The organism is Photorhabdus akhurstii (assembly GCF_019090985.1).
Classification (GTDB): domain Bacteria; phylum Pseudomonadota; class Gammaproteobacteria; order Enterobacterales; family Enterobacteriaceae; genus Photorhabdus; species Photorhabdus akhurstii.
In genome coordinates this window covers 3,841,233-3,866,107 of sequence record NZ_CP020335.1, presented here as the reverse complement: position 1 = coordinate 3,866,107, position 24,875 = coordinate 3,841,233, and the positions used below count along the sequence as shown (strand labels likewise).

The 24,875-nt window shown below is 42.8% G+C and carries 13 protein-coding genes and 1 tRNA gene; 8 read left to right on the top strand and 6 right to left on the bottom strand.

Features of this window, described 5'->3' with window-relative positions; genetic code table 11:
* Positions 1–337: 337 nt before the first annotated feature.
* Positions 338–10,537: an MARTX multifunctional-autoprocessing repeats-in-toxin holotoxin RtxA gene (rtxA, locus tag B0X70_RS16425; RefSeq protein ID WP_217469838.1), complete on the top strand. Its 10,200-nt coding sequence runs from the start codon at positions 338–340 to the stop codon at positions 10,535–10,537.
* 177 nt (positions 10,538–10,714) lie between these two features.
* Here the strand turns inward: rtxA and B0X70_RS16420 are convergent, their stop codons facing one another.
* From B0X70_RS16420 to ybfF, 3 genes are all read right to left on the bottom strand, one after another.
* Positions 10,715–11,617 (bottom strand): LysR family transcriptional regulator, encoded by a 903-nt coding sequence (locus B0X70_RS16420; RefSeq protein WP_105398842.1) that lies wholly within the window; start codon positions 11,615–11,617, stop codon positions 10,715–10,717.
* 52 nt (positions 11,618–11,669) lie between these two features.
* A complete protein-coding gene (accA, locus tag B0X70_RS16415; RefSeq protein WP_217469837.1) occupies positions 11,670–12,629 on the bottom strand; it encodes an acetyl-CoA carboxylase carboxyl transferase subunit alpha in 960 nt (319 codons plus the stop codon).
* A gap of 513 nt (positions 12,630–13,142) precedes the next feature.
* Positions 13,143–13,904 carry an esterase gene (gene ybfF / locus B0X70_RS16410; protein WP_418889074.1) on the bottom strand — a complete coding sequence of 254 codons (762 nt, stop codon included), beginning with the start codon at positions 13,902–13,904 and terminating at the stop codon, positions 13,143–13,145.
* Positions 13,905–14,396: 492 nt separating this feature from the next.
* Here ybfF and B0X70_RS16405 point away from each other — a divergent pair, with 492 nt between their 5' ends.
* The 3 genes from B0X70_RS16405 (at position 14,397) to B0X70_RS16395 (ending at position 16,722) form a co-directional block, all read left to right on the top strand.
* A complete protein-coding gene (locus tag B0X70_RS16405; protein ID WP_217469835.1) occupies positions 14,397–15,650 on the top strand; it encodes a dicarboxylate/amino acid:cation symporter in 1,254 nt (417 codons plus the stop codon).
* Positions 15,651–16,036: 386 nt separating this feature from the next.
* Positions 16,037–16,255 carry a hypothetical protein gene (locus B0X70_RS16400; RefSeq protein ID WP_040149197.1) on the top strand — a complete coding sequence of 73 codons (219 nt, stop codon included), beginning with the start codon at positions 16,037–16,039 and terminating at the stop codon, positions 16,253–16,255.
* Positions 16,255–16,722 (top strand): type II toxin-antitoxin system VapC family toxin, encoded by a 468-nt coding sequence (locus B0X70_RS16395; protein WP_217469834.1) that lies wholly within the window; start codon positions 16,255–16,257, stop codon positions 16,720–16,722. The genes B0X70_RS16400 and B0X70_RS16395 overlap by 1 nt, the downstream gene beginning before the upstream one ends.
* A gap of 208 nt (positions 16,723–16,930) precedes the next feature.
* On the opposite strand, the gene B0X70_RS16390 is transcribed toward B0X70_RS16395, so the two are convergent.
* Positions 16,931–17,005 (bottom strand) — tRNA-Arg (locus B0X70_RS16390).
* Positions 17,006–17,194: 189 nt separating this feature from the next.
* Here B0X70_RS16390 and mlaA point away from each other — a divergent pair.
* Entirely contained in the window at positions 17,195–17,950 is a 756-nt protein-coding gene (gene mlaA, locus B0X70_RS16385; protein ID WP_036812382.1) for a phospholipid-binding lipoprotein MlaA, read from the top strand.
* A gap of 78 nt (positions 17,951–18,028) precedes the next feature.
* Here the strand turns inward: mlaA and fadL are convergent, their stop codons facing one another.
* On the bottom strand, positions 18,029–19,354 hold the full coding sequence (gene fadL, locus B0X70_RS16380; RefSeq protein ID WP_217469833.1) for a long-chain fatty acid transporter FadL: 1,326 nt from the start codon (positions 19,352–19,354) through the stop codon (positions 18,029–18,031).
* Between the two features lie 583 nt (positions 19,355–19,937).
* Here fadL and fadI point away from each other — a divergent pair.
* The 3 genes from fadI to sixA all read left to right on the top strand — a co-directional run bounded on the left by fadI (position 19,938) and on the right by sixA (position 24,186).
* Positions 19,938–21,248, top strand: coding sequence for an acetyl-CoA C-acyltransferase FadI (gene fadI, locus B0X70_RS16375; RefSeq protein ID WP_217469832.1), 1,311 nt, complete (start codon positions 19,938–19,940; stop codon positions 21,246–21,248).
* Positions 21,248–23,431 carry a fatty acid oxidation complex subunit alpha FadJ gene (gene fadJ, locus B0X70_RS16370; protein WP_217469831.1) on the top strand — a complete coding sequence of 728 codons (2,184 nt, stop codon included), beginning with the start codon at positions 21,248–21,250 and terminating at the stop codon, positions 23,429–23,431. Before fadI ends, fadJ begins: the two co-directional genes overlap by 1 nt.
* Before the next feature lie 272 nt (positions 23,432–23,703).
* Positions 23,704–24,186 carry a phosphohistidine phosphatase SixA gene (gene sixA, locus B0X70_RS16365; protein ID WP_036777700.1) on the top strand — a complete coding sequence of 161 codons (483 nt, stop codon included), beginning with the start codon at positions 23,704–23,706 and terminating at the stop codon, positions 24,184–24,186.
* Between the two features lie 46 nt (positions 24,187–24,232).
* On the opposite strand, the gene smrB is transcribed toward sixA, so the two are convergent.
* Positions 24,233–24,766 carry an endonuclease SmrB gene (gene smrB / locus B0X70_RS16360; RefSeq protein WP_036777702.1) on the bottom strand — a complete coding sequence of 178 codons (534 nt, stop codon included), beginning with the start codon at positions 24,764–24,766 and terminating at the stop codon, positions 24,233–24,235.
* Positions 24,767–24,875: the final 109 nt, after the last annotated feature.

Here is a 24,875-nt window from a genome sequence, read left to right as displayed (position 1 = left end):
CAAATTCTCTCTAATCTGCATATCAGCAGGAGAGCTGCTTACCTTATATTCCGTGTGCTAAGAACGAAATTGCCGGATGAGTGAAATAATGGTGGAGTAGCATTTTCCTGCATTCAGTATTTTAAATAAAGCTTAATCGTTGAGCCGGAATATCTGTTTTTTTCGAAATGATCATATCCCGTGATCACCGCTTTAACGTTGCTAACAATCTGTTATTTGGTCTCTTTTTATCATGAAGAGGCTAAAGGATTTGTATTGCCAAAAAAATGAGACATTCAACCTAACCATTATATCCGTCGAGTACGGTTTTAACTTCTATTAAACTAAGGGATTGTTTATGGGGAAATCATCAAGCAGGAGTGCGGAATATTTCTTTACCGGGAATTATTTCGCTGATGACAATGATAATGACATTGATGCCATTGGATTTGGTGGCTATATCTATGCCCGCGGAGGAAATGACCATATTGCTCTGGGGTCGATTGCCGCCAAAGTTTATACCGGTACAGGTAATGACACGGTAGTCGGTGGTGCGGCATATTTATCCATTGTGGATTCCACAGGTGATTTGATAGTAAGAGGTGGTGCGGGTTACACCGATATTGATAAAGATGGTGATGGTGATATTTCATTTTCTGGCGCTGCGGGTGGCGTTGTTATGGATCACACCGGTCATCACGGTGATCTGGATTTTACCGGTGCGGCCATTTATAACGAAATGAACCGTGACGGTCTAACGGGTGATATGAGCTTCAATGGTTCTGGCGGCTACAATAAATTATGGCACGGAACCAATCAGGGCGATTTATTCTTTGATGGCGCTGGAGCGGGTAACAAAATTGACCGCACTTGGTACGATAATTACCACGGAAGCCGTGGCGATGTCACATTTAATGGCGCAGGTGCGGCAAATAGTATTAGCTCGCGGACAGAGTTCGGTAATATTGTTTTCGAAGGTGCCGGGGTTGATAATCACATTGTACGTAAAGGTAAAGAAGGTGATATTACCCTGAGTGGTGCAGGGGCATTGAACCGAATTAAGCGTATTCGCCAAAAGGAAGATGTTTACGTACAGACCCGTGGTGATATTTCTTTCGAGGGGGCAGGTGGTTATAACAAGATTTATTCTAATATTGCGCATGGCAATATTAATTTCTCCGGTGTTGGAGCCTACAACCAAATATCAAGAATAGGTGTCAATAATAGTCTCCGTGATGAGGCGCTGGAATATGCTAAGGCTAAAGATATTGTATTAACTACAGCGACGATGGGCGGAACTTGGATTCAAGAAGCCCGGCAAGTGACAGGTATTAAATCAACCACTGAACCTGATACTTATCTCTTTGCCTTTGCTGACGAAATGTATACGAAAATCAGCAAAATTCAGCTCCAAAATGATCCCGAAACCGGCAAGCTCAATTATTACGCTACCTCCTGGTATAAAGAGGGTAATCACCTCAATGGCCTCGCTTCAACGGAGATTTCTTCCGGTAATGGATTTGTCAATATCAACATCAATGATGCTTACCGACTTTTCAATTTAATGGTTGAACATCATCAACCGGTAACTATCCATGCCGTTGAAGAAGGTTTGTCTGAAAATGAATGGGTTATTTATGCGGGTGGGACAGCGGTCAAAGCGGAAGATATCACCCTCTCTGATGCAAAGATGGGAGGGCATGCGATCTCTGCCAATTGTCAGAAGTTTGATGTTTCCGCGGTGAGATCGAACCGTCAACCGAATACTTATGTATATGCTAAATATCTAGAATCATACACGAGAGTGGTGGTGGTTGAACTGGGAAATGATCCTATCACGCAGGAACTCAAATACCTTGTCAACGCGTGGTTCAAAGCGGGTGATCATACCGGCAATCTGGCTGATGAAGATATTTCATCCGCAAACGGTTATCACTCGATAAGTGCAGGTAGTTGTGTGTTAAGTCAGCTTCAATATAGCCTTAATGCAACGATGCGGTATGGTTCTGATCGGTTGGCACATACCGAAGAATACCGTCAGCAAGCACTGGTGAACTCATCTACTAACAGTGGTGACAGCTCCGGTGATATTCAATTCAATGGCGCTGGCGGCGGAAATGTTATTACATCCAGCGTCACCTATGGCAATGTCAATTTTGAAGGAGCGGGTGCTGCGAACGTCGTTGTAAAAAAGGGGGAAGAGGGTAAGTTGACATTCCGTGGCACAGGTCTGGCAAATGTCGTTGTTCATCAAAGTCAGCGTGGAGATATGGATGTTTATGCTGGTGGTGCGGCAAATGTTTTCGTCCGTGTCGGAGATGGACGATATTTGGCACATCTTCTGGCGGTCGGCAATATTTCAATCCACAACGGCAATGGCAACAGCCAGATTTTCATGTTAGGTGGCTACAACACGCACACGCAGATAGGCAATGGTAGAGCGAGCTGGTTAGGTGCGGGCGGTTTTAATGTCATGACCCAAAAAGGAAATGGCAGTCTCTCCTCGGTATTGGTGGGCGGCGCCAATGTGCTGACTAAGCTCGGTACCGGTGATTTGGTTTCCGGTATGCTCGGCGGGGCTAACATTATCACGCATATCAGTGATGATGCTGAAGTGTCGAATACTAGGGCAATTGCCTTGGGTGGCGCTAATGTTCTTACCAAGAAAGGGCCGGGTAATGTGTTGGCAGTGATGGGCGGTGGTGCAAACGTTCTGACTCACATTGGTAACGGAAATACGACAGGTGTGATGCTCGGTGGCGCCAACATCCTGACAAAAATAGGAGACGGCGATACTACCGGCACTCTGTTTGGGATAGGTAATGTACTTACCCATGTCGGTGGCGGTCAGACTGTGGGGGTGATGGGAGCGGCAGGCAATATCTTTACCAGAGTCGGGGATGGCGCTGTGATTGCAGCCATGATTGGCGCAGGCAACCTCTTTACTCATGTCGGTAAGGGTGATGTATGGGCGTTGATGGGAGGCGCGGTAAACATCTTTACTAAAGTGGGTGATGGTGATGCGTTGGCGCTGATGATAGCCGCAGGCAACGTATTTACCCACATTGGTGATGGGAATAGTGTCGCCCTGATGCTGGCAAAAGGTAATGTCGCGACTAAGGCGGGTAATGGTATGACGTTAGCCGCAATGGTGGGTGGCGCCAATATTTTTACCCATATGGGAGATGGTAATACCTTTGCCGCCATGATCGGTGGCGCCAATGTGTTGACTAAGATCGGTAATGATCTGACAACTGCTTTGATGATAGGTAAAGCTAATATCTATTCCCATGTGGGTAATGGTTCCAGTATTGGCTTGTTTGCCGGTGAACTGAACGTAATGACTAAAATCGGTGATGGCACAACGTTGGCGGCAATGTTTGGTCAGGTCAATATCATGACCCATGTCGGCAATGGTTTAACCGGTGTTTTGGCGTTAGGAGAAGCGAATGTTGTCACCAAAACCGGTAATGATTTTATGGGGGTTGTCGCAGGGGCGAAAGCTAATGTTATTACTCATGTAGGCAACGCGGTGACTGCTGGCGTACTGCTTGGCGAAGGTAATATTCTGACCAAAGTGGGAGAGGGGACGACTGTCGGCTTGCTTGTGTCGAATGTGGGGAATGTCATGACCCATGTTGGTGATGGCACAACAGTGGGATTTGCTAAAGGTAAAGCCAATATCATTACCAAAGTGGGGAATGGCGCCGGTATCAATGCGGTTTGGGGTGAAGCTAATATCTTGACGCAAAAGGGGCATGGTGATCGTTATAACTTCGCGAAAGGTAAAGCGAACATCATAACCAAAGTGGGTGATGGACAAGAAGTGACGATCGTTCAGGGTGATGTCAATATTATCACTCATGTTGGTCACGGTGATGATTACACCGGCGCCTGGGGTAAAGCCAACGTCATTACCAAGGTCGGTGATGGGCGCAATGTGGTGCTTGCCAAAGGTGAGGCTAACATTGTGACTCAGGTGGGTAACGGTGACAGTTTTAATGCCTTGTGGAGTAAAGGGAATATTGTCACCAAAGCGGGTGATGGCATGCAGGTTACCGCGGCGAAAGGCAAAGCGAATATCACCACCACCGTGGGGAATGGCTTAAATGTAACGGCGACGCATGGCGACCTGAATGTGAATACCAAAGTGGGTGAGGGTGTTTCCGTTAACGTGGCATGGGGTAATTTCAATGTTAATACTAAAGTTGGAAATGGCCTGAATGTTGCGGTGATGAAAGGTAAAAATAATGCCAATATTCATATTGGTGATGGTCTGGGGGTGAATGCCTCGTATGCACGTAATAACGTGGCGATTAAGATCGGTAACGGTGATTTCTATAGTTTCTCTGTTGCAGAAAGCAATACGCAAAGCAACAAACTCTCTTCCTTCTTTGAACATATCAAACAGACAGCATTAGGTGTGGGGGGCAGTCAGGCGATCAACTATCTGGTTGAGGGCGGTGAGGCTAGTACATCTGGGACGCATAAAGGCAGAGGGGCGATTAATTTAGCCGAAGTTTCTGCGATTGATGGTTTTAAGATGAATGAAATTGCGCCGGTAAGTTCAGATTTAAGCAGTCGTCTGAATAGTTCTGTAACAGCGATAGAAACGCCCGAGCTAGAAAATATCCATCATTCATTGAATATTGATGAAAGCGATGATCGGAAACAGGAAGCCGATCTGATCATCAATGGTAATTTTGAGCAAGGTAATTACGGCTGGCTGGCAACTAATGGTATTGAGGCATATCTCTCAGCCGGTGCTTACGGTCTTGATAATGAGGGGCATGGAGAGCGGGTTAGTGAACTTGATGCGGATAAAAACACCGCGATTTATCAGGATCTACAAGACTTGTTCGAGGGAGAAGTTATTTCATTGAGCTTTGATTTTGCCAATCGTCACAATGCTTATCTTACCAACAATGGCATGGAGGTTTTCTGGAATGGGGAACGGGTATTCTCAACTTCTGGAGATGTTGCTGGATGGCAAAACAAAACGCTGGAGTTGACAGCGAAAACCGGTAGTAACCAAATTGCATTTAAAGGTACAGGTTTAAATGATGGCGTAGGTTATGTTCTCGATAATATTGTTGCGAAATCTGAAAGTTCACGACCAGCTAAGGCTGTTATTGAACAGGTAAGACAGGATAAAGCGGCGCAAAACGCGTTAAGTGATAAAGATAAGGCTGGAGAAGATCGCCGCGTCTTGGAACAAGAGAAAGAGAAACAACTGGCAGCAATTGCAGAAACACAATCTCGATTGGAGTCAACGGATCAGGCGGTGCTAAACACCAATGGGCAAGCGCAGCGTGATGCGATAAAAGAAGAATCACAAGCAGTGACAGATGAGCTGTTCTCCATGACTCAAGGTCTGGATGCATTGAATGACTTTGATAATTACCACGGTAAATCTGGTGATCAATGGCGTAATCAATTTGCTGCCGGATTCTTAAACAATGTTCAGAGTAAATTGGATAACACCAAAACTAATGCACAGAGAGCATTGGTTAATGTACAGCAAAATATTAGCGATAACCGACAGAGTGTGAAAAAAGCGATTGCACAATCGGAGGCAGGTATAGCGAAAAGTGAGCAGCATCGTATTGGCGTGCGACAAGATATGATAGACGTTCATAAAAAAGTGGAATTGAGAGAAAAAGAGGCCCTGTTACAACAACGGCAAGCAGAAAAAGCAAAAAGTAATGCCAGTATTGCTTATCTAGAGGCAGAAAATCGAGGCAAACGCGATATTGCTGTGGCTGAGGAGAAAGTGATTCAGGCACAAACCGATGCGAAGAGCGCGAAGCAGAGTGACAATGCTAAGCCACAGCGTATGGGGGCGCTTGGCAGTAGTTTGTCTGGAAAAGCTTATCAGTCCACGGCTATGGTTGAAACCAGCAGCCATGTTAACCCTGAGTTTGTCGTACAGGCAAATGGGCGATTTAGTGCAGGATTGATAGAAGAAGATCTGACCATACTGAAAGATGCAGAAAACATGATTAATCGATTGCAGGTTAATAATCAATCCTTGTTGGATAAAAATCTGCTAACAACATCTTCTCAACATCGTGGGGCAATAAAAGGGGATGTTTTTCAAAAAATTGATAATAAAATTTTCGATTTTATCGCGCATGGAAAAGAGCTGGAGGCTTATTCATTCCATTTTAGCCAAGATGGTAATGTGTTGGAAAAAGTTAGCAGAATCATCCCAGAAATTGGCAGTGTGCTCTTGACTAAAGGAGATACCGCTGAATCTAAAAAGCTCATGAAAGGATTGTGTTTTGCTTTATCTGCCCGTTACTTAATGGAAGAGCGAGTACATGGCTCCGGGGGTGGTAAAGCTTATATGTTGTGGTTGAAGGACACTGTTAAAGCCTATAACGACAAATCAGTCAATAAGAAAACCGATATCAACGCCATTGAATCCGCTTTGCTGACTCAATATCGCCGTCAAAATATTGGGGTGGTTATTGAAGATTTATTATCGATGCAGTACAGCCAATTTATGGATGACTCTACTCTTGAAGCCTATAAAAAAGCGAATGCTGCTTATGGCGGCAAATTGAAAGCTAATGGATTGGCCGGGCCGAACATTAATAATGCACTGAATTACTCTGCGGAAGGCTATGAATCCGTCATGGATAAGCTGCGTCATGTAAGAAAATCGACTTATATGACATTCATGTCTGAAGAACATGCTATGTCCGTTGTGGTACATAAAAAAATCAATCAAACAGTTTGGTCATTTTATGATCCTAACTATGGCGGCAAATCGTTTGCTAACTATAACGATTTTCGCCGCTTTATGGATACGTTTCATAAAGGGTTTATAACGAGTTATAAATTTCAGGCAAGTAAAGAACCCGGCCAAAGCTTTTATGTTCAATTTAATAAGTTTGAAGAGGGAACCATTGCGAAATATGACGGCGTTTGGAAAACGTCACGTGATGGTGAACAAAACTACGTATTGCGCGCATTGAAAGAGCAAGGCAAGGTATTTAACTTAGGTTCAAACGTCACTGGGCGTGTAGTTGATTACCGAGAAGGTGATATCACCTTGGAAGTGACAGCTAAGCAAGGTAAACAAACTAAGAAGGTTCTGGTTGACGTTGAGAGCAACAACTTTAAACAAGCGGCCAGCTTTGTGCAGTCGAATATCGATAAAGTCCTCTCTTATCCAGCAGCAAATCGGCTGATACTTAAAGTGCCGGTTGATAGTGATGCGGCGAGCTCTTCACTGGAAAAATTGTCATCAAGTGGCATCATCAAAAACAAAGATGCGGGAACTTGGGAACAGGTGGTTGTCATACCACAAGCCGATGAGCTTACGACTCGTTTTAGTCATCAGGTCATTATTCAAATGGAAGATGATCCGGTCGTTGCTAAAGCAGCAGCCAATCTGGCCGGTAAACACCCAGATTCCAGTGTGGTGGTGCAACTTGATGCTGACGGTAAATATCGTGTCGTTTATGGCGACCCAGCCAGATTATCCGGTAAGTTACGTTGGCAAATTGTCGGTCATGGCCGTAATACGTCGGAGCAAAATAACATTCGCCTGAGTGGTTACACTGCCGATCAACTGGTTGTGAGACTAAAGCAGTTCAGTCACGACCTTAAACCAGCGGGTAAACCTAGCCATATCAGCATCGTGGGTTGTTCTTTGATAAGTGATGACAAGCGGGATGGTTTTGCCCATCGCTTTATCACAGAGTTAGATAAACAAGGTATTCGCAGTAATGTTTCCGCCCGCCGTAGCGAAGTAGCGATTGATACAACAGGCCGTAAATTTACCCGTGATGCTAATAACCAATGGGTTAATAACTTGCCTGATAACAAAGTTGTATTCGAATGGAATAAACAGGGTGAATTGACGACCAGTACAGAAAGGGTTATTCGCGGTGTTACTGAAAGTGATATCACCCTTTCCAAGGTGGGATACACCGGGGATGATGCAGTGACGAGAGGGGCAGTTGCAGATTATCGTCGTCCTTTTACTACGCCAAAGAAACGTGAAAATACTATTCAGATTGACTCCAACGATAAATCGAATAATCAGTTTAGCTACTCCGGCAACATTCAGGTTAATGTGGGTGAAGGGGAGTTTACTGCGCTCAATTGGGGAACATCAAATGTCGGTATTAAAGTGGGTAGCGGTGGCTTTAAATCACTGGCCTTCGGTGACAATAATGTGATGGTCCATATCGGTGATGGAGACAGCAAACATAGCTTCGATATCAGTGGTTACCAAGCGTTTGAAGGGGCGCAGATGTTTATCGGTAATCGTAACGTGAGCTTCAATCAGGGCAGCAGTAATGACTTGATTGTGATGATGGATAAATCCATTCCAACGCCGCCACTGGTTAACCCGTTTGATGGTGTGGCGCATGTTGCCGGCGTACTACAAGATATTGCTTACTCTGGCAAAGAACAGGATTGGTTAATCGCGCAAGATCAGCAGTGGACAATCGCCGGTGCGAACAAGTTTGTGCAAGATATGTCCCGTTTGGATCAAACCAGCAGTGTGAACTACAAGACGTTGGTTGAGCTGGATTCACAGCATGAACGCAGTAGCCGCGGTTTGAATCGAGATATTGAAGCGACGTTGAATAAAAAATATCACCAATGGTTAACCAGCAACGTTACAGATATGGGCACAATGAGCCGAGCAAATAAATTCCGTCAGGCTAATGAGAAGCTGGCTTTTAACTTTGCTGTCGGTGGTCAAGGAGCAGATATCCAGGTAACAGCCGGTAACTGGAATTTTATGTTTGGTGATCATATCCAGTCGATTATGGATACCAACCTGGGTTCGTTGTTTGGTCTGATGACTCAGCAATATTCGACAACGGGTATGGCGAAGACCACTTTTACCTATCATCCGCAAGACTTGCCGCGTCAGCTTAAGAATAAGCTGCTTGGCCGATTAGCAAGTGTAAATGCAGAGACTACCCTGGCGGACATTTTTGGCGTGAATTACACCGCAGAGGGGCAAATTGTTTCCCGTACAGGAGAACCGGTTGATAGCGAAGCGATTCTGCAAGAGATGCTGGCAGTGATTGGAGAATTTAGCGGGGATCAACTGAAAGCTTTTACAAATCTAGAGAAGTTGCTTGATGGTTTGAAAGCGGGCATTGATATGGGCGAGGATGGCATTAGATCGTTTGCGGAAAATCATGGCTTGCAAGAGAAAGTTCCTGACGAAAACCGTAAACCGGAATCTCCAGTGAGCGTTGATGGAAAGCGTGCTCAGACCGAGGATGATAAAGCTAAATCTGCATTTGGCTTTAACTCACTGAATCTGCCTAATCTGTTTGCGACGATATTCAGTAAAGATAAGCAAACAGAAATGAAGTCCTTAGCCACGCATTTGAAAGAAAACCTGACGGTTGATTTGCTTAATATGGAGGAAAAAACGTTTGATTTCCTGCGTAACAGTGGTCATTTGCATGATGATGGCGATATCCATATATCGTTGGGAAACTATAACTTCAATTGGGGTGGCGACGGTAAAGATCTCGGCGCTTATCTGGGAGATAACAACAACTTCTGGGGTGGTCGCGGTGATGATGTTTATTATTCAATTGGTACTTCCAACATCTTTACCGGCGGTGAAGGAGATGATTTGGGCGTCCTGATGGGACGTGAAAACTGGATGTTTGGCGGTAATGGCGATGATACCGCGGTAATGGTTGGGCGCATTAACCATGTGTTTATGGGTGAAGGCAATGATCAGGCGTTTGTCTTTGGTGAAGGCGGTTTTATTGATGCTGGTAACGGACAGGATTACGTCACTATCTCCGGCAACTATAACCGGGTAGATAGCGGAGAAGGTCAGGATTACGTTGTCGCCATCGGCAATAATAACCAGGTTGAATTGGGTGGAGGCAATGATTTTGCCCGAGTATTTGGCAATGACAACCGGATCGACGGCTATTCCGGCAACGATGCGATAAAACTGATGGGCTACCATGCGGTAATCAACGGTGGGAAAGGTGATGATCACTTAGTAGCCGCGGCGATTTCGAAGTTCAGTGAATTTGATGGCGGTGAAGGTCAGGATTTGCTGGTGCTTGGCGGGTACCAGAACCGCTTCCGGGGTGGTTTGGGTGCGGACAGTTTTGTGGTTAGCGGAGAGGTGATTGATACATCAGTCAATGATATCAGCGCAGAAGACATGATATTGCTTAATGGTGTTGACTGGAGAAACCTGTGGTTGCAGCGTAGTGGGTATGATCTGGTGCTGTCAGTGAAGCGCCAAACTCGGGACAACACCGCTCAGGGGCTATTTGAATCAGTAGGTTCGGTGACATTTGATGATTACTTTAATGGCAATCGTGCCAAATTGGTGACTCGGATAGGTGATAAGAACTCATTAGGGGAGCGTGAATTTACGGCACTGTCAGATAATGTGGTGGATTCTTTGATTCAGGCAATGAGTAGTTTTGCGCCGACAGTCGGTGATAATGGTTTTATTGAGGGGCTGGAGAGTCAAGCGAAAGTGGCTATCGCAACAGCGTGGGCAGATGTCACGATTGGCAAGGGGACATTTGCCTAATTAATGTTAGCGTTGCTTAAGAGCAGCAATTCCAGAATCACGTAAATTGTATTAGTCGCGACTAATACAATTTATCCTATGTTAAAGATGATGATATTCAAGGTAACTTCATGAGATTCACCTTCATCTAATAAAATCATGGCTATACCCTTTTAGTCGACGCATCCTAGTCAGATATTAAGTAAATGTTAAGTTAAGGCAGGCAAGAAGATGATTTAAAAAAGCATCTATTTTAGGAGAGAGTGAACTGCGACTTGCATAAATGGCCCTTAATTCAAGGGGGGCTGGCTGCTCAGCGAAGGTAATTGTTTGCAGTTTGCCTTGCCGAATCTCTTCTAAGCATGTATCCAGAGACAATATTGCAAACCCTACACCTTTCTCTGCTGCTATCTTCGCTAAATTTCCGCTGTTGACCCGGAAATGGCTATTAATATTCATTTTCTTTTGATGACCATTCTGATCAATAAATACCCACGGCTGCCCTTTAATGGCACTCAAGCTCGAAATACAAGGCATGTGAGTAAGTTGAGCCAGAGTATCCGGTCTTCCTGTTTGTTCAAGTAACTTTGGAGATGCGACAACCACACTCTTCCACGACTTAATTAAACGTGAATGATAACTACTATTTTCGAGTTCACCACGATGAAAGGTCAATAACAGATCGATACCATCACTAATGACATCCAATGGCATTAATTGCGTATCGCAATGAATGGATATTTTGGGATGTTGTAAAGCAAATTGTGCTATAACATCTGCCAATAATTCGCTACCCACCTCACTGGGTATTGTCATACGCAAAGTCCCTGACAATAAATCAGAATGAGTAATCTGATTTATTGTTTCATCTAATTCTGCATACAGTTTTGTGCTTCGTTGTAATAGGATTAGTCCTTGTTCTGTCAAACGCATGCGTCTGGTTGTACGTTCAATCAAGCGACAATTAGTCTGTTCTTCTAACTGTTTAATTCCACGGCTAACATTGGATGTCGGCATAGAGAGCTGCTCTGCCGCGCGTGCAAAATTTCCCTGTGTTGCAACCATTATAAAAACCTTTAATAAATTAAGGTCAATACTCATACACTCTCCACGATAAAACTTTTTTCTATGAATTAGTTGTGTAACATCCATATTAACAATAACCGATCGCCATAATTTTTTGGTATCTGGCTTCAACCAATTTCTCGATATTTAACAAACTTAACTCTGACAAATCTTTAATAAGTTGCTGTTTAAGGTTTTCGGCAGCCTGCTGATAATTGCGATGAGCACCGCCTAAAGGCTCCGGAATTATTCTATCAATAATACTTAAATTCTTAAGGCGAGTGGCTGTCATACTCATGGCTTCTGCGGCAAATTGGGCTTTTTGTACATCTTTCCATAGAATGGATGCACAGCCTTCCGGCGATATTGCAGCATAGGTACTGTATTCCAACATATTAATACGATCACCGACTCCGATAGCTAAGGCACCACCGGAGCATCCCTCTCCGGTGATGACACAGACAATTGGAGTCTTCACTCGAGACATTTCCATAATATTACGCGCTATCGCTTCTGATTGTCCTCGTTCTTCCGCGCCAACTCCAGGATGCGCTCCGGCAGAATCAATAAAAATAATGATAGGCAAATGAAAGCGTTCTGCCATTTTTATCAGACGTAATGCTTTACGATAGCCTTCCGGTGAAGGCATCCCGAAATTACGCATGACTTTTTCTTTTGTGCTGCGGCCTTTTTGTTGCCCGATTAACATGACTGGGCGATTATCTAACCGTGCTAATCCTCCCACTATTGCTTTATCATCCGCAAACATCCTATCGCCTGCCAGTTCCTGAAATTCAGTAAATATCAAGTCAACATAATCTAATGTATAAGGCCTCATGGGATGCCTTGCTAACTGTACAATTTCCCAAGCACTAAGGGAGGAAAAAATAGATTGCGTTAACGACTGGCATTTTTTCTCCAGTAGACTGATTTCTTCCTCTATTTCAATCTGTATAGGATGACATTTTTGTCTATACGCTATTAACGCATCAATTTTTTCATACAATTCAAAGATTGGTTTTTCAAATGCAAGATAAGTTTTTGACATAACACTCTTAGTTCAATGATATTCCAAAAGAACCAGTGTAATGAGAAGATTTACACCTATCTATGCCTTAATCTGGGATAATTTATTATCAAAATGGGAATAAAAATGGGGAAAGGAGATGATTGAATAGATATTCAGCACTCTTCGATTCATAAAGTGGTAATCAAAAAATGATGAATTTATCATCTTAAAATGACGATTTTTAGCCGGTACATGGATCAGTTTTTCAATGACCTTGCAGGTTCTACATTGAATTTTATTAAAATCATCATGATGTATCTTGTGGGGATCATGGGCTGAATTTCATATCAACATAAATTAACACTGTATACTAATACATGTTTTGTGTAATGGCATCTTTAATCTCCCCCTCTTAAACCTGTTGGAGCATAAAATAATCCAGAGAAGAGGAGATCTCCCTGGATTATTGCAAAGGTGCAGAGTTGTTCAAGGTTTTAACCGAACAGCATTACCTCCTAGGGAGGTGGTTTTTACTGCTAATCAACCGGTTTCCTACATTAATTCCGTATCGGTATTAAGAAAACGATGAATTGCCTTTAAAACCGCGTCTGGTTTTTCTGCATGAACCCAGTGGCCGCAACCGGCGACTACCCAAGCTTTAGCCTGTGGAAATTGTCTGGCGATATCGTTCCGATATTCTTCCTGAATATAAGGGGAGAGGCCGCCACGAATAAACAGAGCTGGACTAGGCCATGTAGGGATCTCTTGCCAGCCACTGATCTTTTCATACTGATCAATTAATATCGGTAAATTGAATTTCCATTCCCCCTGATGGAATGATTTCAGTAAAAACTGAATGACACCTTCTTCCTGAATATTTTCTCGCATAATTTTAGCGGCGTCTTGACGGGTTTTAACTCCGGCTTCTGTCACTTTATTCAGTGCGGTAAAAATTTGGTCATGACGGCGAACTTGATAGGCAATGGGTGCTATGTCAATAAGGACAATTTTTTCTATTCGTTCTGGTGCTAGTGCCGTTATTGCCATCGCGATCTTACCGCCCATTGAATGACCGATAATAATGGCAGACTGAATTTGCAGATGATCCAGCAGGGAAATAACATCTTGTGCCATATCGTGGTAATCCATATTATTTGCCCGTGGGGATAAACCGTGATTGCGCACGTCGACTTGAATGACGGGGTAGTATTGCTGCAAGTCACGGGCTAAAACCCCAAGATTATTGAGATCGCCGAATAACCCGTGGATGAATACCACAGGGGTGGAAGAGAGCGGATTTTCCGGTACCTGCATATGGTAATTTAACAGGTTGTCTAATTTCATGATGAGAATTGTTTTCTTTCAAGTATTGATATCATACCGTGTATATTGTTGCTTAAATTATAAAAAAGCAACCAGGTTATACAATTATAGTTAATAATATCTTATGATTAAGTTGTTCTCAAAACGCTCATGTATCAAAAACTTGTTAATTTTTTCAATGTAATACTTAATGGATTGAAAAATAAATGTTCTTCAAGTAAATAATATTATTAAATGGAAAGTTTTAAATAACTTATGAGATGATTATCGGTTCAATCATCTTAGTGAGGTTATTGATTGTGTGTTTATGTGATCTATATCTTGAAAAATTGTGTGTTAATTTTAATTTTTTGTGAAAAAATGATGAAAATTTACTTTATGTGTTATATGAATGAAGACATAAGGTACATTTAACAATAACTACACCGTTCTAATAAGAATAAATAGAATCTGATTTTACACTATGGATTAGGGAATTAAGAAGTGAAGAAAAATTTACTAAAAAGCCTTTATTTTCAAGTTTTGGTTGCAATAACTATCGGCATACTTTTGGGGCATTTCTACCCACAGCTTGGGGCAGAAATGAAGCCATTAGGTGATGGATTTGTCAAATTAATCAAAATGGTTATTGCTCCTGTTATTTTCTGTACCGTTGTGACCGGTATCGCAGGTATGGAAAGTATGAAAGCTGTTGGTAAAACAGGCGCTATTGCATTGGTATATTTTGAAATAGTTAGCACAATTGCTTTGATTATTGGGCTAATTGTTGTCAATGTTGTACAGCCTGGTGCGGGGATGAACATTGATCCCTCTACATTAGATGTTAAAGCGGTATCCCTATATGCGGAAAAGGCGGCTGAACAAGGGATAATCGCATTTTTACTTGACGTTATTCCGGCTAGTGTCATCGGAGCGTTTGCTAGTGGCAATATTTTGCAGGTCCTACTATTTGCTGTGTTATTTGGTTTTGCACTTCATCGTTTAGGAGAGAAAGGGAAACCAATCTTTAATATTATTGATGGTTTTTCTCATGTTATTTTCGGCATTATCAATATGATAATGCGATTAGCTCCTTTGGGGGCTTTTGGCGCAATGGCATTTACCATCGGGAAATATGGTATTGGTACATTGGTACAATTAGGGCAATTAATAGTTTGCTTTTATATCACCTGTATTCTTTTTGTGGTATTTGTTTTAGGAACAATTGCTAAAGCCACAGGGTTTAGCATATTCCGATTCATTAATTACATTAAAGAAGAACTATTAATCGTATTGGGAACATCGTCTTCTGAATCTGCATTGCCGCGTATGTTAGATAAAATGGAGAAAGTGGGATGCCAGAAATCTGTTGTTGGTTTGGTGATACCAACGGGATATTCATTTAATCTGGATGGAACCTCTATTTACCTGACAATGGCCGCGGTATTTATTGCTCAAGCGACGAATACTCATATGGATATAGTGCATCAAATAACGCTATTAGTTGTATTGCTTTTATCCTCCAAAGGTGCCGCTGGTGTAACAGGTAGTGGGTTTATTGTATTAGCTGCGACAATTTCCGCTGTTGGGCATTTACCATTAGCGGGGCTGGCATTAATATTGGGAATAGATCGTTTCATGTCAGAAGCAAGAGCTTTAACAAATCTGATTGGCAATGGTGTTGCAACGATTGTGGTAGCGAAGCGTTGTCGTCAGCTTGATGAAAGCAAATTAAACGAAGTGTTAAATGCCAAATAAGCAAATCTTTGGGTTTTTATCTATTCGATGATTAATAAAATAATGCCGGCTTTTAACCGGCATTATTTTCAATTAATGAAGGCCAGTCAGCAATTAATATTATTCTCCTGCTAAAATGAATATGTAACTTACTTTCAATTGATTGATAATAGTGAGTTGCAATGTAATTCAAAAAAATATTCTATATAAATTATTTCATATTATTCATGATGAAACATATCGAGTTATTTCAGGATAATGTTTTACTTTTATTATTTGACATTTTTAAGAAATAGAGAATTACTTGTTTATTGGTAATTATGCCAAGATAAATGCAGTATATACTGTTGACAACATGCAAAGATGCGCATATCTTTACTTTTTACATTTAGTAAAGAGGTGTTTGTATGCCAATAGTTAGCCAAAAAAGGCAGGTGACGTTACCGCTTGAGCAATGTTTGATAGCAGGCATTCAGCCAGGTGATGAGTATGAGAGTTTCGTCAGCCGAAAAGGGGTCATTTCAATTGTCACAAAGCGCAAAGGTGCCGCGAAGGGGATATTGAAGGGTATCTTGGCCGATCACCAGGTGAGTGAAGAAGAATCACTTGAGAGTGGCATGCACTGATGATTGCGGTAGATACAAACGTCTTACTCAGGTATCTGCTACAAGATGATGCGAACCAATCTCACAAGGCCAATGCACTCTTTGAAGGTAATCAAAAAATCTTGATCACAGATGTAGTCTTAGTTGAGACAATTTGGACATTGAGAGGCAAGCGTTACTTGCTGCCTAAAGAGTCGCTGGTAAAAGTGTTGCATAGGCTCATTGAAGAGCCTAATGTTGTCTTCGAAGATGGTCATGCGCTCTGGTGTGCATTGGATGACTATATCAATGCAAAACCGATTAAATGCGGCGGCAAGACTAAGCAGGCCGACTTTGCGGACGCATTGATAGTGAATAAGTCTCAGCGGTATGGAATAAAAACAAAGAATCGGTTTCACCGCTTTATACATTTGATAAAGCTGCATTGGAGATTGACGGTACAGAAGAGCCTTAGAAGAAAAGAGTTATGGTGGCGTTACGATCTTTAAATCATCTTGAAACCGTCGTCTACAGGTTCATCTAAATAATCGATTGACAGCTCCAGAGATATAAAAATAAGCCTCATCAACTATCTGGTGGGGTTTTTTATGCTTAATGTGACTCGACAAACATACAAACATCTTCTACGACAAAGGTGGGGAAGGGCTGTTTTAAAGAAATTCCGTTAGCGAAAGGTTATGTTTATTAGCATTAGAGTGGCGTCCCCTGCTGGAATCGAACCAGCAATTAGCCCTTAGGAGGGGCTTGTTATATCCATTTAACTAAGGGGACATAGCTTTATTATAACGGCTTTTCATTCATAATATAAGGCGTTATAAACTGTTTGCCTATTTAGTGATCGCTTGAATTGAGTACCATTCAAGTTGGATTGTCAGTAATATTGACATTATTGATGATCATCGGCGAGTCGTGCAACAAACTAATTTGCCGGATCTAGAAGGTTATTACTTGGAGAGATGTATGAAGTATCGTTTGGGCGGAATCGCTCTTACCGCCGCATTATTAGTGGGATGCGCTAATTCATCTGATACTGTTGAACAAGGGCGTTCAGACCCATTGGAAGGTTTTAACCGTACAATGTTCAACTTTAATTATGATGTTCTTGACCCTTATGTTTTACGTCCAGTCGCGGTAGCGTGGCGTGATTATGTGCCGATGCCTGCTCGAAATGGTTTGGGTAATTTTCTGAGTAATCTCGAAGAGCCGGCTAGTATGGTAAACAGTTTCTTGCGTGGTAATCCATATCAGGGAATGAAACATTTTAATCGTTTTTTCCTGAACACCATTTTGGGTATGGGGGGGCTGATTGATGTTGCAACGATGGCAAACCCCAAATTGGCAAAAGAAGAGCCAAAACGCTTTGGGAGTACTCTGGGCTATCATAAGGTGGGGTATGGCCCTTATGTTGTATTACCGGGCTATGGCAATTTCACCCTACGTGATGAAGGGGGAAACTGGGCGGATATGACTTATCCAATGCTGAGTTATCTGACTATTTGGATGTCAGCCGGCAAGTGGGCATTTGAAGGGATTGAAAACCGTGCTCGTTTACTGGATTCTGATGGCTTGTTGAAGAACTCGTCAGATCCTTATTTGATGATGCGTGAAGCTTATTTCCAGAGCCATGATTTTATGGCAAGCGGCGGTAAACTGGAAGCTACGAAAAATCCAAATGCTGAAGCAATACAGGATGATTTAGATAGTATTGATGATTGATAACTCCTTATTTGGTTTTTAACCGCGTAGATAAAAAAGGATAGCAATGTCGCTATCCTTTTTGAGAGTGGCATATTATTAGAATGCGTAGTTGAAGTTCACACCATATAGCCAAGCAGTGCCTTTAGCGTCGAATTCATATGCGTTAGGCAACGCTTCGGACAATTTCTCTTTAACAGTGACTTTCTGACCATGCATATATGAAATACCTACATCAACAGAAGCATCTTTGTTAAATGCGTAGGTTGCGCCTGCACTCAGCCAGAAACGATCTTGATCCGGAATGGAGATAGAACGGTTTTCAGCAGGAATCGGGCTGTCGTCAAAGGCGATACCTGTACGGAATGTCCAGTTGTCATCGTGATAATACGTTGTACCTAAAGCAATACGGTAGGCATCTTTAAAGCCTTCATGTTTACTAAACAGGACAGAGCCATCTTTATTTCTGGTCCCTTTCAGTTCATTAAACTCACTCCAGCCTGTGTATGCCAAGCTATAGTGGATAGCCCATTTAGGTGCTACACGGTTATAACCAGAAACTTCCCAGATATCAGGCAAATTGAGATCCAATCTACCGCCAATGGTTTGGCCTCCAGTACCCGGTAAATTTATTCCCATTTTTTGCGCCATTTGACCTAGCTTAACAGGTATGTCGTTTTTATAGTCACCGTCTTTAAACTTAATTTTAACTTTAGAACGATAAGTCAAGCTGTAGCGGTTATTTTCATCCACTTCATACATGATACCTGCGTTCCAGCCATAGCCCCAATCTTTACCTGACAGATTAGCAACTTCATCTGTTGGTTTTATGAGACCTTTTGGCAATTTAGGGTGATACGACAGAGCGCCCGCATGACGGACGATTTCTGCATCCGCATAAACAGCGTTCAGCCCTAAACCAAAGCTAAAGTGATCATTCAGCTTATAAGCACCGCTTAAGTTGAAGTTTAATGTTGTCAGGTCAGTTTTACCGCCGATAGGGCCTGCTTCATAGTTATTGCTAAAATCGGTTGCCAGGCCGAAGTTGGTAGTGACCGAAGTACCAACAAACCATTGATCATCGATTGGCATAATGAAATGTAGGTTAGGTATCCAAGCGGTAGGCGCAATATTTTTAGCGTTAGTGCTTTTGCCCGTTATTGGGGATTTACCGGTAATATCAACATCAGGGTTGATATAGATGGCGCCAATAGAAAATGATGGGCGATCAAACAGCGTCATTGCTGCTGGGTTACGGCTTCCTACCGTTGCGTTATCAGCGACAACGCCTTCCCCGGAAAAAGCGCGGCCCAAAGCCGAAGTAGAAAATTCATTTAACTGGAAACCAGCAGCGCCAGCATTCGATGAAATTATTGCCACTGCAACCGCTAATGCTGAACGGGTGAACAGGTTTTTCTGGTTCATAACCAAAACCCTCTTGTTTATTATTTAACTATGCCACTTATCTTAGCAAGGAGCGCAGGATTGTAGGGTCGGTTTGTCTTGTTGACAAATCAGACCAGTCGTGAAGTATAGGTCTGATAACAGTTGGTGTTGCAAGAATGTTTTCAAAATATTACCAAGTTGATATCAAAAACGCGACTCAGTTAACAAAAAAATGATTTTTGATATTAATAAAAACGTTTAAAAATGATTTTTTAAGATCAAATTTCGGCAAATAAATATTCTTTAGGGGGTAGGGTGAGTTTCCCGGTAGTTAAAGGGAGATAGAATATTAAAATTCATTATGAATATTTTAGTAATGAAATTGTGACTGGTGTAATAGGCTAATTTCGCATAAAAGCTTGCGAACATGTTCGAATAAGTATTGAAACCATTTAGCCATTAAAAAAATTAAAGTTGCGCTTCCTCTCATTTTTGATTTATTCAGGTTTGCTATTTATAAACATTACGCTAACAATGATCTATCAGGTCAGACCTGTCCAGATTGGTTGAAAAGTTTTTTCAGTAATTTGATTCAGTTAACGATAATCTTTCAGGAGCCGTTATGAGTCGTCCTTTAACAAAAGTGACACAGCAAGGTGATCGTATCGCCATTGTCAGTGGGCTGCGCATTCCATTTGCTAAACAGGCAACATCGTATCACGGCATCCCGGCTGTGGATTTGGGTAAATCAGTCGTCAGCGAACTTGTGACTAGGAGTGGTTTACTCCCTGAAAAGATTGACCAACTGGTGTTTGGGCAAGTAGTGCAGATGCCGGAAGCGCCAAATATTGCCCGTGAAATCGTTCTTGGTGCTGGGTTAAGTGTGAGTACTGATGCTTATAGTGTATCCCGTGCGTGTGCCACTAGTTTCCAGGCGATTGCCAATGTGGCTGAAAGCATTATGGCTGGCACGGTGAATATCGGGGTTGCCGGCGGAGCGGATTCCTCGTCTGTATTGCCGATTGGTGTGACTAAATCCCTGGCTCGTACTCTGGTGGATATGAATAAGGCTAAAACGCTATCGCAACGCCTTAAACTACTTAGTCGCCTTAAATTTCGCGATTTATTGCCTGTATCTCCGGCGGTAGCGGAATATTCGACAGGTCTGCGCATGGGAGATACCGCAGAACAGATGGCGAAAACTTACCGTATTAGTCGAGAAGATCAGGATGCGTTAGCACACCGCTCCCATATTCTGGCAGCGAAAGCTTGGGAACAGGGATTGTTAGCTGATGAAGTCATGACAGCTCACTTCCCACCGTACCGTGAAGCACTGCTTGAAGATAATAATATTCGTAAAAATTCTGTACTGACCTCTTATGCGAAGCTGCGTCCGGCATTTGATCGTAAGTACGGCACGGTCACTGCTGCAAACAGTACACTGCTGACAGATGGTGCAGCGGCGGTCATATTGATGCGTGAATCAGTGGCTAAGGCGTTGGGAACAAAACCGCTCGGTTATCTGCGTAGCTATGCATTCTCAGCCATTGATGTCTGGCAGGATATGTTATTAGGGCCGTCATACGCCACGCCAATAGCGCTTGATCGGGCCGGTATTACACTGAAAGATCTGACTTTAATCGATATGCATGAAGCTTTTGCGGCTCAGACACTGGCAAACTTGAAAATGTTTGCCAGTGATGAATTTGCTCGTAATAAATTAGGGCGTGTTCAGGCAATTGGTGAAGTCGATATGGACAAATTTAATGTTTTAGGTGGTTCAATCGCTTATGGGCACCCATTCGCAGCGACAGGAGCTCGTATGGTGACGCAAGTATTGAATGAGTTGCGCCGTCGGGGCGGTGGGCTTGGGTTGACAACCGCTTGTGCTGCTGGCGGGTTGGGCACAGCTATGGTATTGGAGGTGGAATAATGACTCAGGCTCAGCATGATGCGGCACCCATCACTACGGGTACAAATCAAACTGCTTCCGTTTTCAGTTTTGATATCAGGCCAGATAAGATCGGCGTTATCACCATTAATGTGCCGGGAGAAAAGGTAAATACGCTGAAAGCAGAATTTGTTGATCAGTTTCTGAATGTTTTCAAACAAGCTCAGCAATCTTCGGGTCTTAAAGGATTAATATTAATTTCCGGTAAGCCGGATACGTTTATTGCCGGTGCCGATATTTCTATGATTGCCGGATGTAAGACTAAAGAAGATGCGCGAGATTTGGCTGAAAAGGGTCAGAAACTATTTTCTCAGATAGCTAATTATCCCTTGCCTGTCGTAGCAGCAATTCATGGCGCTTGTTTGGGCGGCGGTTTGGAATTAGCGCTTGCATGTCATTGGCGCGTCTGTTCACTGGACGATAAAACTCGTCTTGGATTACCGGAAGTTCAACTTGGGTTATTACCCGGTTCTGGCGGTACTCAGCGGTTGCCGAGACTTATTGGCGTCAGTTCAGCGTTGGATATCATTCTGACAGGTAAACAGCTACGGGCGAAACAGGCATTACGGCTCGGGTTGGTGGATGATGCTGTGCCGTTGGATATTCTGCTGGACATTGCTATTGAAAAAGTCAAAAAGGGTATTCCTGTGCGTAAGCCTTTGCCGTGGCAACAGCGGTTATTAGTTGGCCCCTTGGGAAGATACTTTTTGTTTAATATCGTTCGTAAAAAGACGCTGGCGAAAACTCGTGGGCATTATCCTGCGCCTGAACGAATTATTGATGTTGTCAAAGAAGGTCTTGAGAAAGGCATGAGTCAGGGTTTACGGGCTGAGGCGGTAGCATTTGGTGAACTGGCAATGACACGGGAATCTGCTGCGTTACGTAATCTGTTTTTTGCTGCAACTTCGTTGAAGAATGAAACGGGTTCATCAGAGAGGCCGGCGGAAATCAAGCGAGTTGGTATATTAGGTGGTGGTTTGATGGGCGGAGGCGTTGCGAATGTAACAGCCACTCGTGGCAAACTACCGGTGCGGATTAAAGATATTAATGAAAAGGGCATTAGTCAGGTATTGAAATATACTTGGGATTTGTTGTCCAAGCGGGTGAAGCAAAAACGACTACGCCCGGCAGAGCGTGCTCAGCAAATGATGCTGATTTCAGGAGCGACGGATTATCGTGGTTTCGCACAAACCGATATTGTTGTTGAAGCAGTGTTTGAGGATTTGTCACTAAAGCAGCAAATGGTGGCAGAAATTGAAACGAATGCTAAACCAGAGACCATATTTGCATCTAATACATCTTCACTACCTATCCATCAGATTGCTGAAAAAGCCCAACGACCAGAACAGGTTATTGGTCTGCATTATTTTAGTCCAGTGGATAAGATGCCGCTGGTGGAAGTTATTCCACATCAAGGGACTAGTGAGAAAACGATTGCTACAGCCGTTGCTTTGGCGAAGAAACAGGGTAAAACCGCTATTGTGGTGGGTGATAAAGCCGGGTTTTATGTAAACCGGATTCTTGTCCCTTATATTAGTGAAGCCGCTCATTGTCTGGTAGCAGGAGAACCTATTGACCATATCGATGGAGCACTGGTTAATTTTGGTTTTCCGGTAGGGCCGATTAATTTATTGGATGAAGTAGGTATTGATGTTGGCACCAAAATCATGCCGATTCTGGTAGAGCAACTAGGTCCGCGTTTTGCTGCGCCTGAATCTCTCGATGCTGTACTGCAAGATGGTCGCAAGGGTAGGAAAAATGGCCGTGGTTTCTATTTGTATGCATCAGAGGCCAGAAAATTCTGGCAGTTTGGTAAGAAAGGCAAAAAAGTTGATAGCTCGATTTATACCTTACTGAATATAACACCTGAGTCGCATATGCTCTCGTCAGAAATCGCTCAGCGTTGTGTGATGCTAATGCTTAATGAAGCTGTTCGTTGTCTGGATGAAGGTATTATCAGAAGTCCGCGTGATGGTGATATTGGGGCGGTATTTGGCATAGGTTTTCCGCCATTCTTTGGTGGTCCATTCCGTTATATTGATAGCCTTGGTTGTGCCAGAGTGGTGGAGATTCTGCGTAGGCTGGAAAGCCAGTATGGAGACAGATTTGTACCTTGTGAATGTTTAGTGAAAATGGCTGAACAGAATAAAAGTTTTTATCCATAGTGGCCTGTGCTGCATTGATGAAAAAATGATTTCCGGTGCCGTTGAGGCACCGGAATTGTATTGAGTATTTTTGAATGAAAAAGATCTCTTTATAGATTTAAGCAACATCCATTGAGTTGTCGTTCAACCATTTTATTTATTTTGAGTAGAATGCTTGTTCACTATCTTTGAAATGTTTTTGTAGTAACAATTTTTATTGTATAACTCAGGTCGGGATTGCTGATATTTGTTAGCGGTAGAATAACTGCACTTACTCATTCATACGGTGGACTATGCAAATTTTTATTATGCGTCATGGTGACGCGGCTTTAGATGCAATGAGCGATGCCGCCCGGCAACTGACTCCTCGCGGTTGTGATGAATCGCAAAAAATGGCTTGTTGGTTAGCACAGCAAAAGCATCAAATTGATCTTGTATTGGTGAGTCCTTATATTCGCGCTGAACAAACGTTACAGATTGTTCGTAAATCTTTATCTTTACCAGACAGTGAAGAAGTATTGCTGGGGTTAACGCCATCAGGTGATGCTGCTACAGCGAGTAGTTATCTCCAGTTTCTTGCTGAGCAAGGTCATAACGCTGTTTTAGTTGTCTCTCATTTACCATTAGTCAGCTACTTAGTTGCTGAGCTATGTCCGGCAGAAACACCACCGATGTTTGCAACTTCTGCAATGATATGTGTAGATTTAAACAGCCAGACTGGCAAAGGGACTCTTGTCTGGCAGGTCAGTCCGTCACAATTAGCAGAAAAAGCCTAATAATTCAGCAATGTATATACCTTATGGAAAGATAACGGGTATAGGCTTAAGGCTCATCAAGTTCGATAAGCATCAATAGTGCGGCGTTGCCGCCCCATTCCTTTGGCGCTTGATGGAAGGCTATGATATCTGGGTGTTGAGCTAACCACAGAGGTGTTTGCTGTTTGAGAATGTGTTTTCCGTGACCGTGCATGATGCAGGCACAATAGACATGTTCACGACGGCAAGCAGCGATCAATGCCCCAATTTCCTGTTTGGCCTGAATTTGAGTTAGTCCGTGTAAATCAAGAAACAGCTCTGGCGAATAGTCACCTCGACGTAATTTCTTCAATTCGTAATGGTTTGTATCTCCCCTTACATAACGGGTAGGACCCTCGGTATCAAGGTTAGGCTGAAATTCATCAGAAAAATAGTAGCTGGCATCAATTTGTTCTTGCTGGACTCGTTCAGGGGCAATATAGCTGATTTTTTTTCTTCTGGGAGAATGTAAGACGGTATCCTGGTTAATGCGTTTGGTGCCTGCTACCGATTGTTGAAATAAGTGAATTTCTTCCTCATTCAGGGAGTATTTATTTTTCATCATTGCTCAGTTAATTAAACCATTTTGTGACAAGTGTACTGCATCTTTTTAACTATTAAACCTAATTATGCTTAATAAAACCTGATTTTACCGAGTTTGTGGTTTAAAA

What these genes read in the sequence shown, in the direction of transcription:
- mlaA (WP_036812382.1), top strand. Translation starts at nt 17,195, where the DNA reads ATGAAGTATCGTTTGGGCGGAATCGCTCTTACCGCCGCATTATTAGTG.
- B0X70_RS16395 (WP_217469834.1), top strand. Translation starts at nt 16,255, where the DNA reads ATGATTGCGGTAGATACAAACGTCTTACTCAGGTATCTGCTACAAGAT.
- smrB (WP_036777702.1), bottom strand. Translation starts at nt 24,766, where the DNA reads ATGAAAAATAAATACTCCCTGAATGAGGAAGAAATTCACTTATTTCAA.
- B0X70_RS16400 (WP_040149197.1), top strand. Translation starts at nt 16,037, where the DNA reads ATGCCAATAGTTAGCCAAAAAAGGCAGGTGACGTTACCGCTTGAGCAA.
- fadJ (WP_217469831.1), top strand. Translation starts at nt 21,248, where the DNA reads ATGACTCAGGCTCAGCATGATGCGGCACCCATCACTACGGGTACAAAT.
- fadI (WP_217469832.1), top strand. Translation starts at nt 19,938, where the DNA reads ATGAGTCGTCCTTTAACAAAAGTGACACAGCAAGGTGATCGTATCGCC.
- B0X70_RS16420 (WP_105398842.1), bottom strand. Translation starts at nt 11,617, where the DNA reads ATGAGTATTGACCTTAATTTATTAAAGGTTTTTATAATGGTTGCAACA.
- accA (WP_217469837.1), bottom strand. Translation starts at nt 12,629, where the DNA reads ATGTCAAAAACTTATCTTGCATTTGAAAAACCAATCTTTGAATTGTAT.
- sixA (WP_036777700.1), top strand. Translation starts at nt 23,704, where the DNA reads ATGCAAATTTTTATTATGCGTCATGGTGACGCGGCTTTAGATGCAATG.
- fadL (WP_217469833.1), bottom strand. Translation starts at nt 19,354, where the DNA reads ATGAACCAGAAAAACCTGTTCACCCGTTCAGCATTAGCGGTTGCAGTG.
- ybfF (WP_418889074.1), bottom strand. Translation starts at nt 13,904, where the DNA reads ATGCAGGTACCGGAAAATCCGCTCTCTTCCACCCCTGTGGTATTCATC.
- rtxA (WP_217469838.1), top strand. Translation starts at nt 338, where the DNA reads ATGGGGAAATCATCAAGCAGGAGTGCGGAATATTTCTTTACCGGGAAT.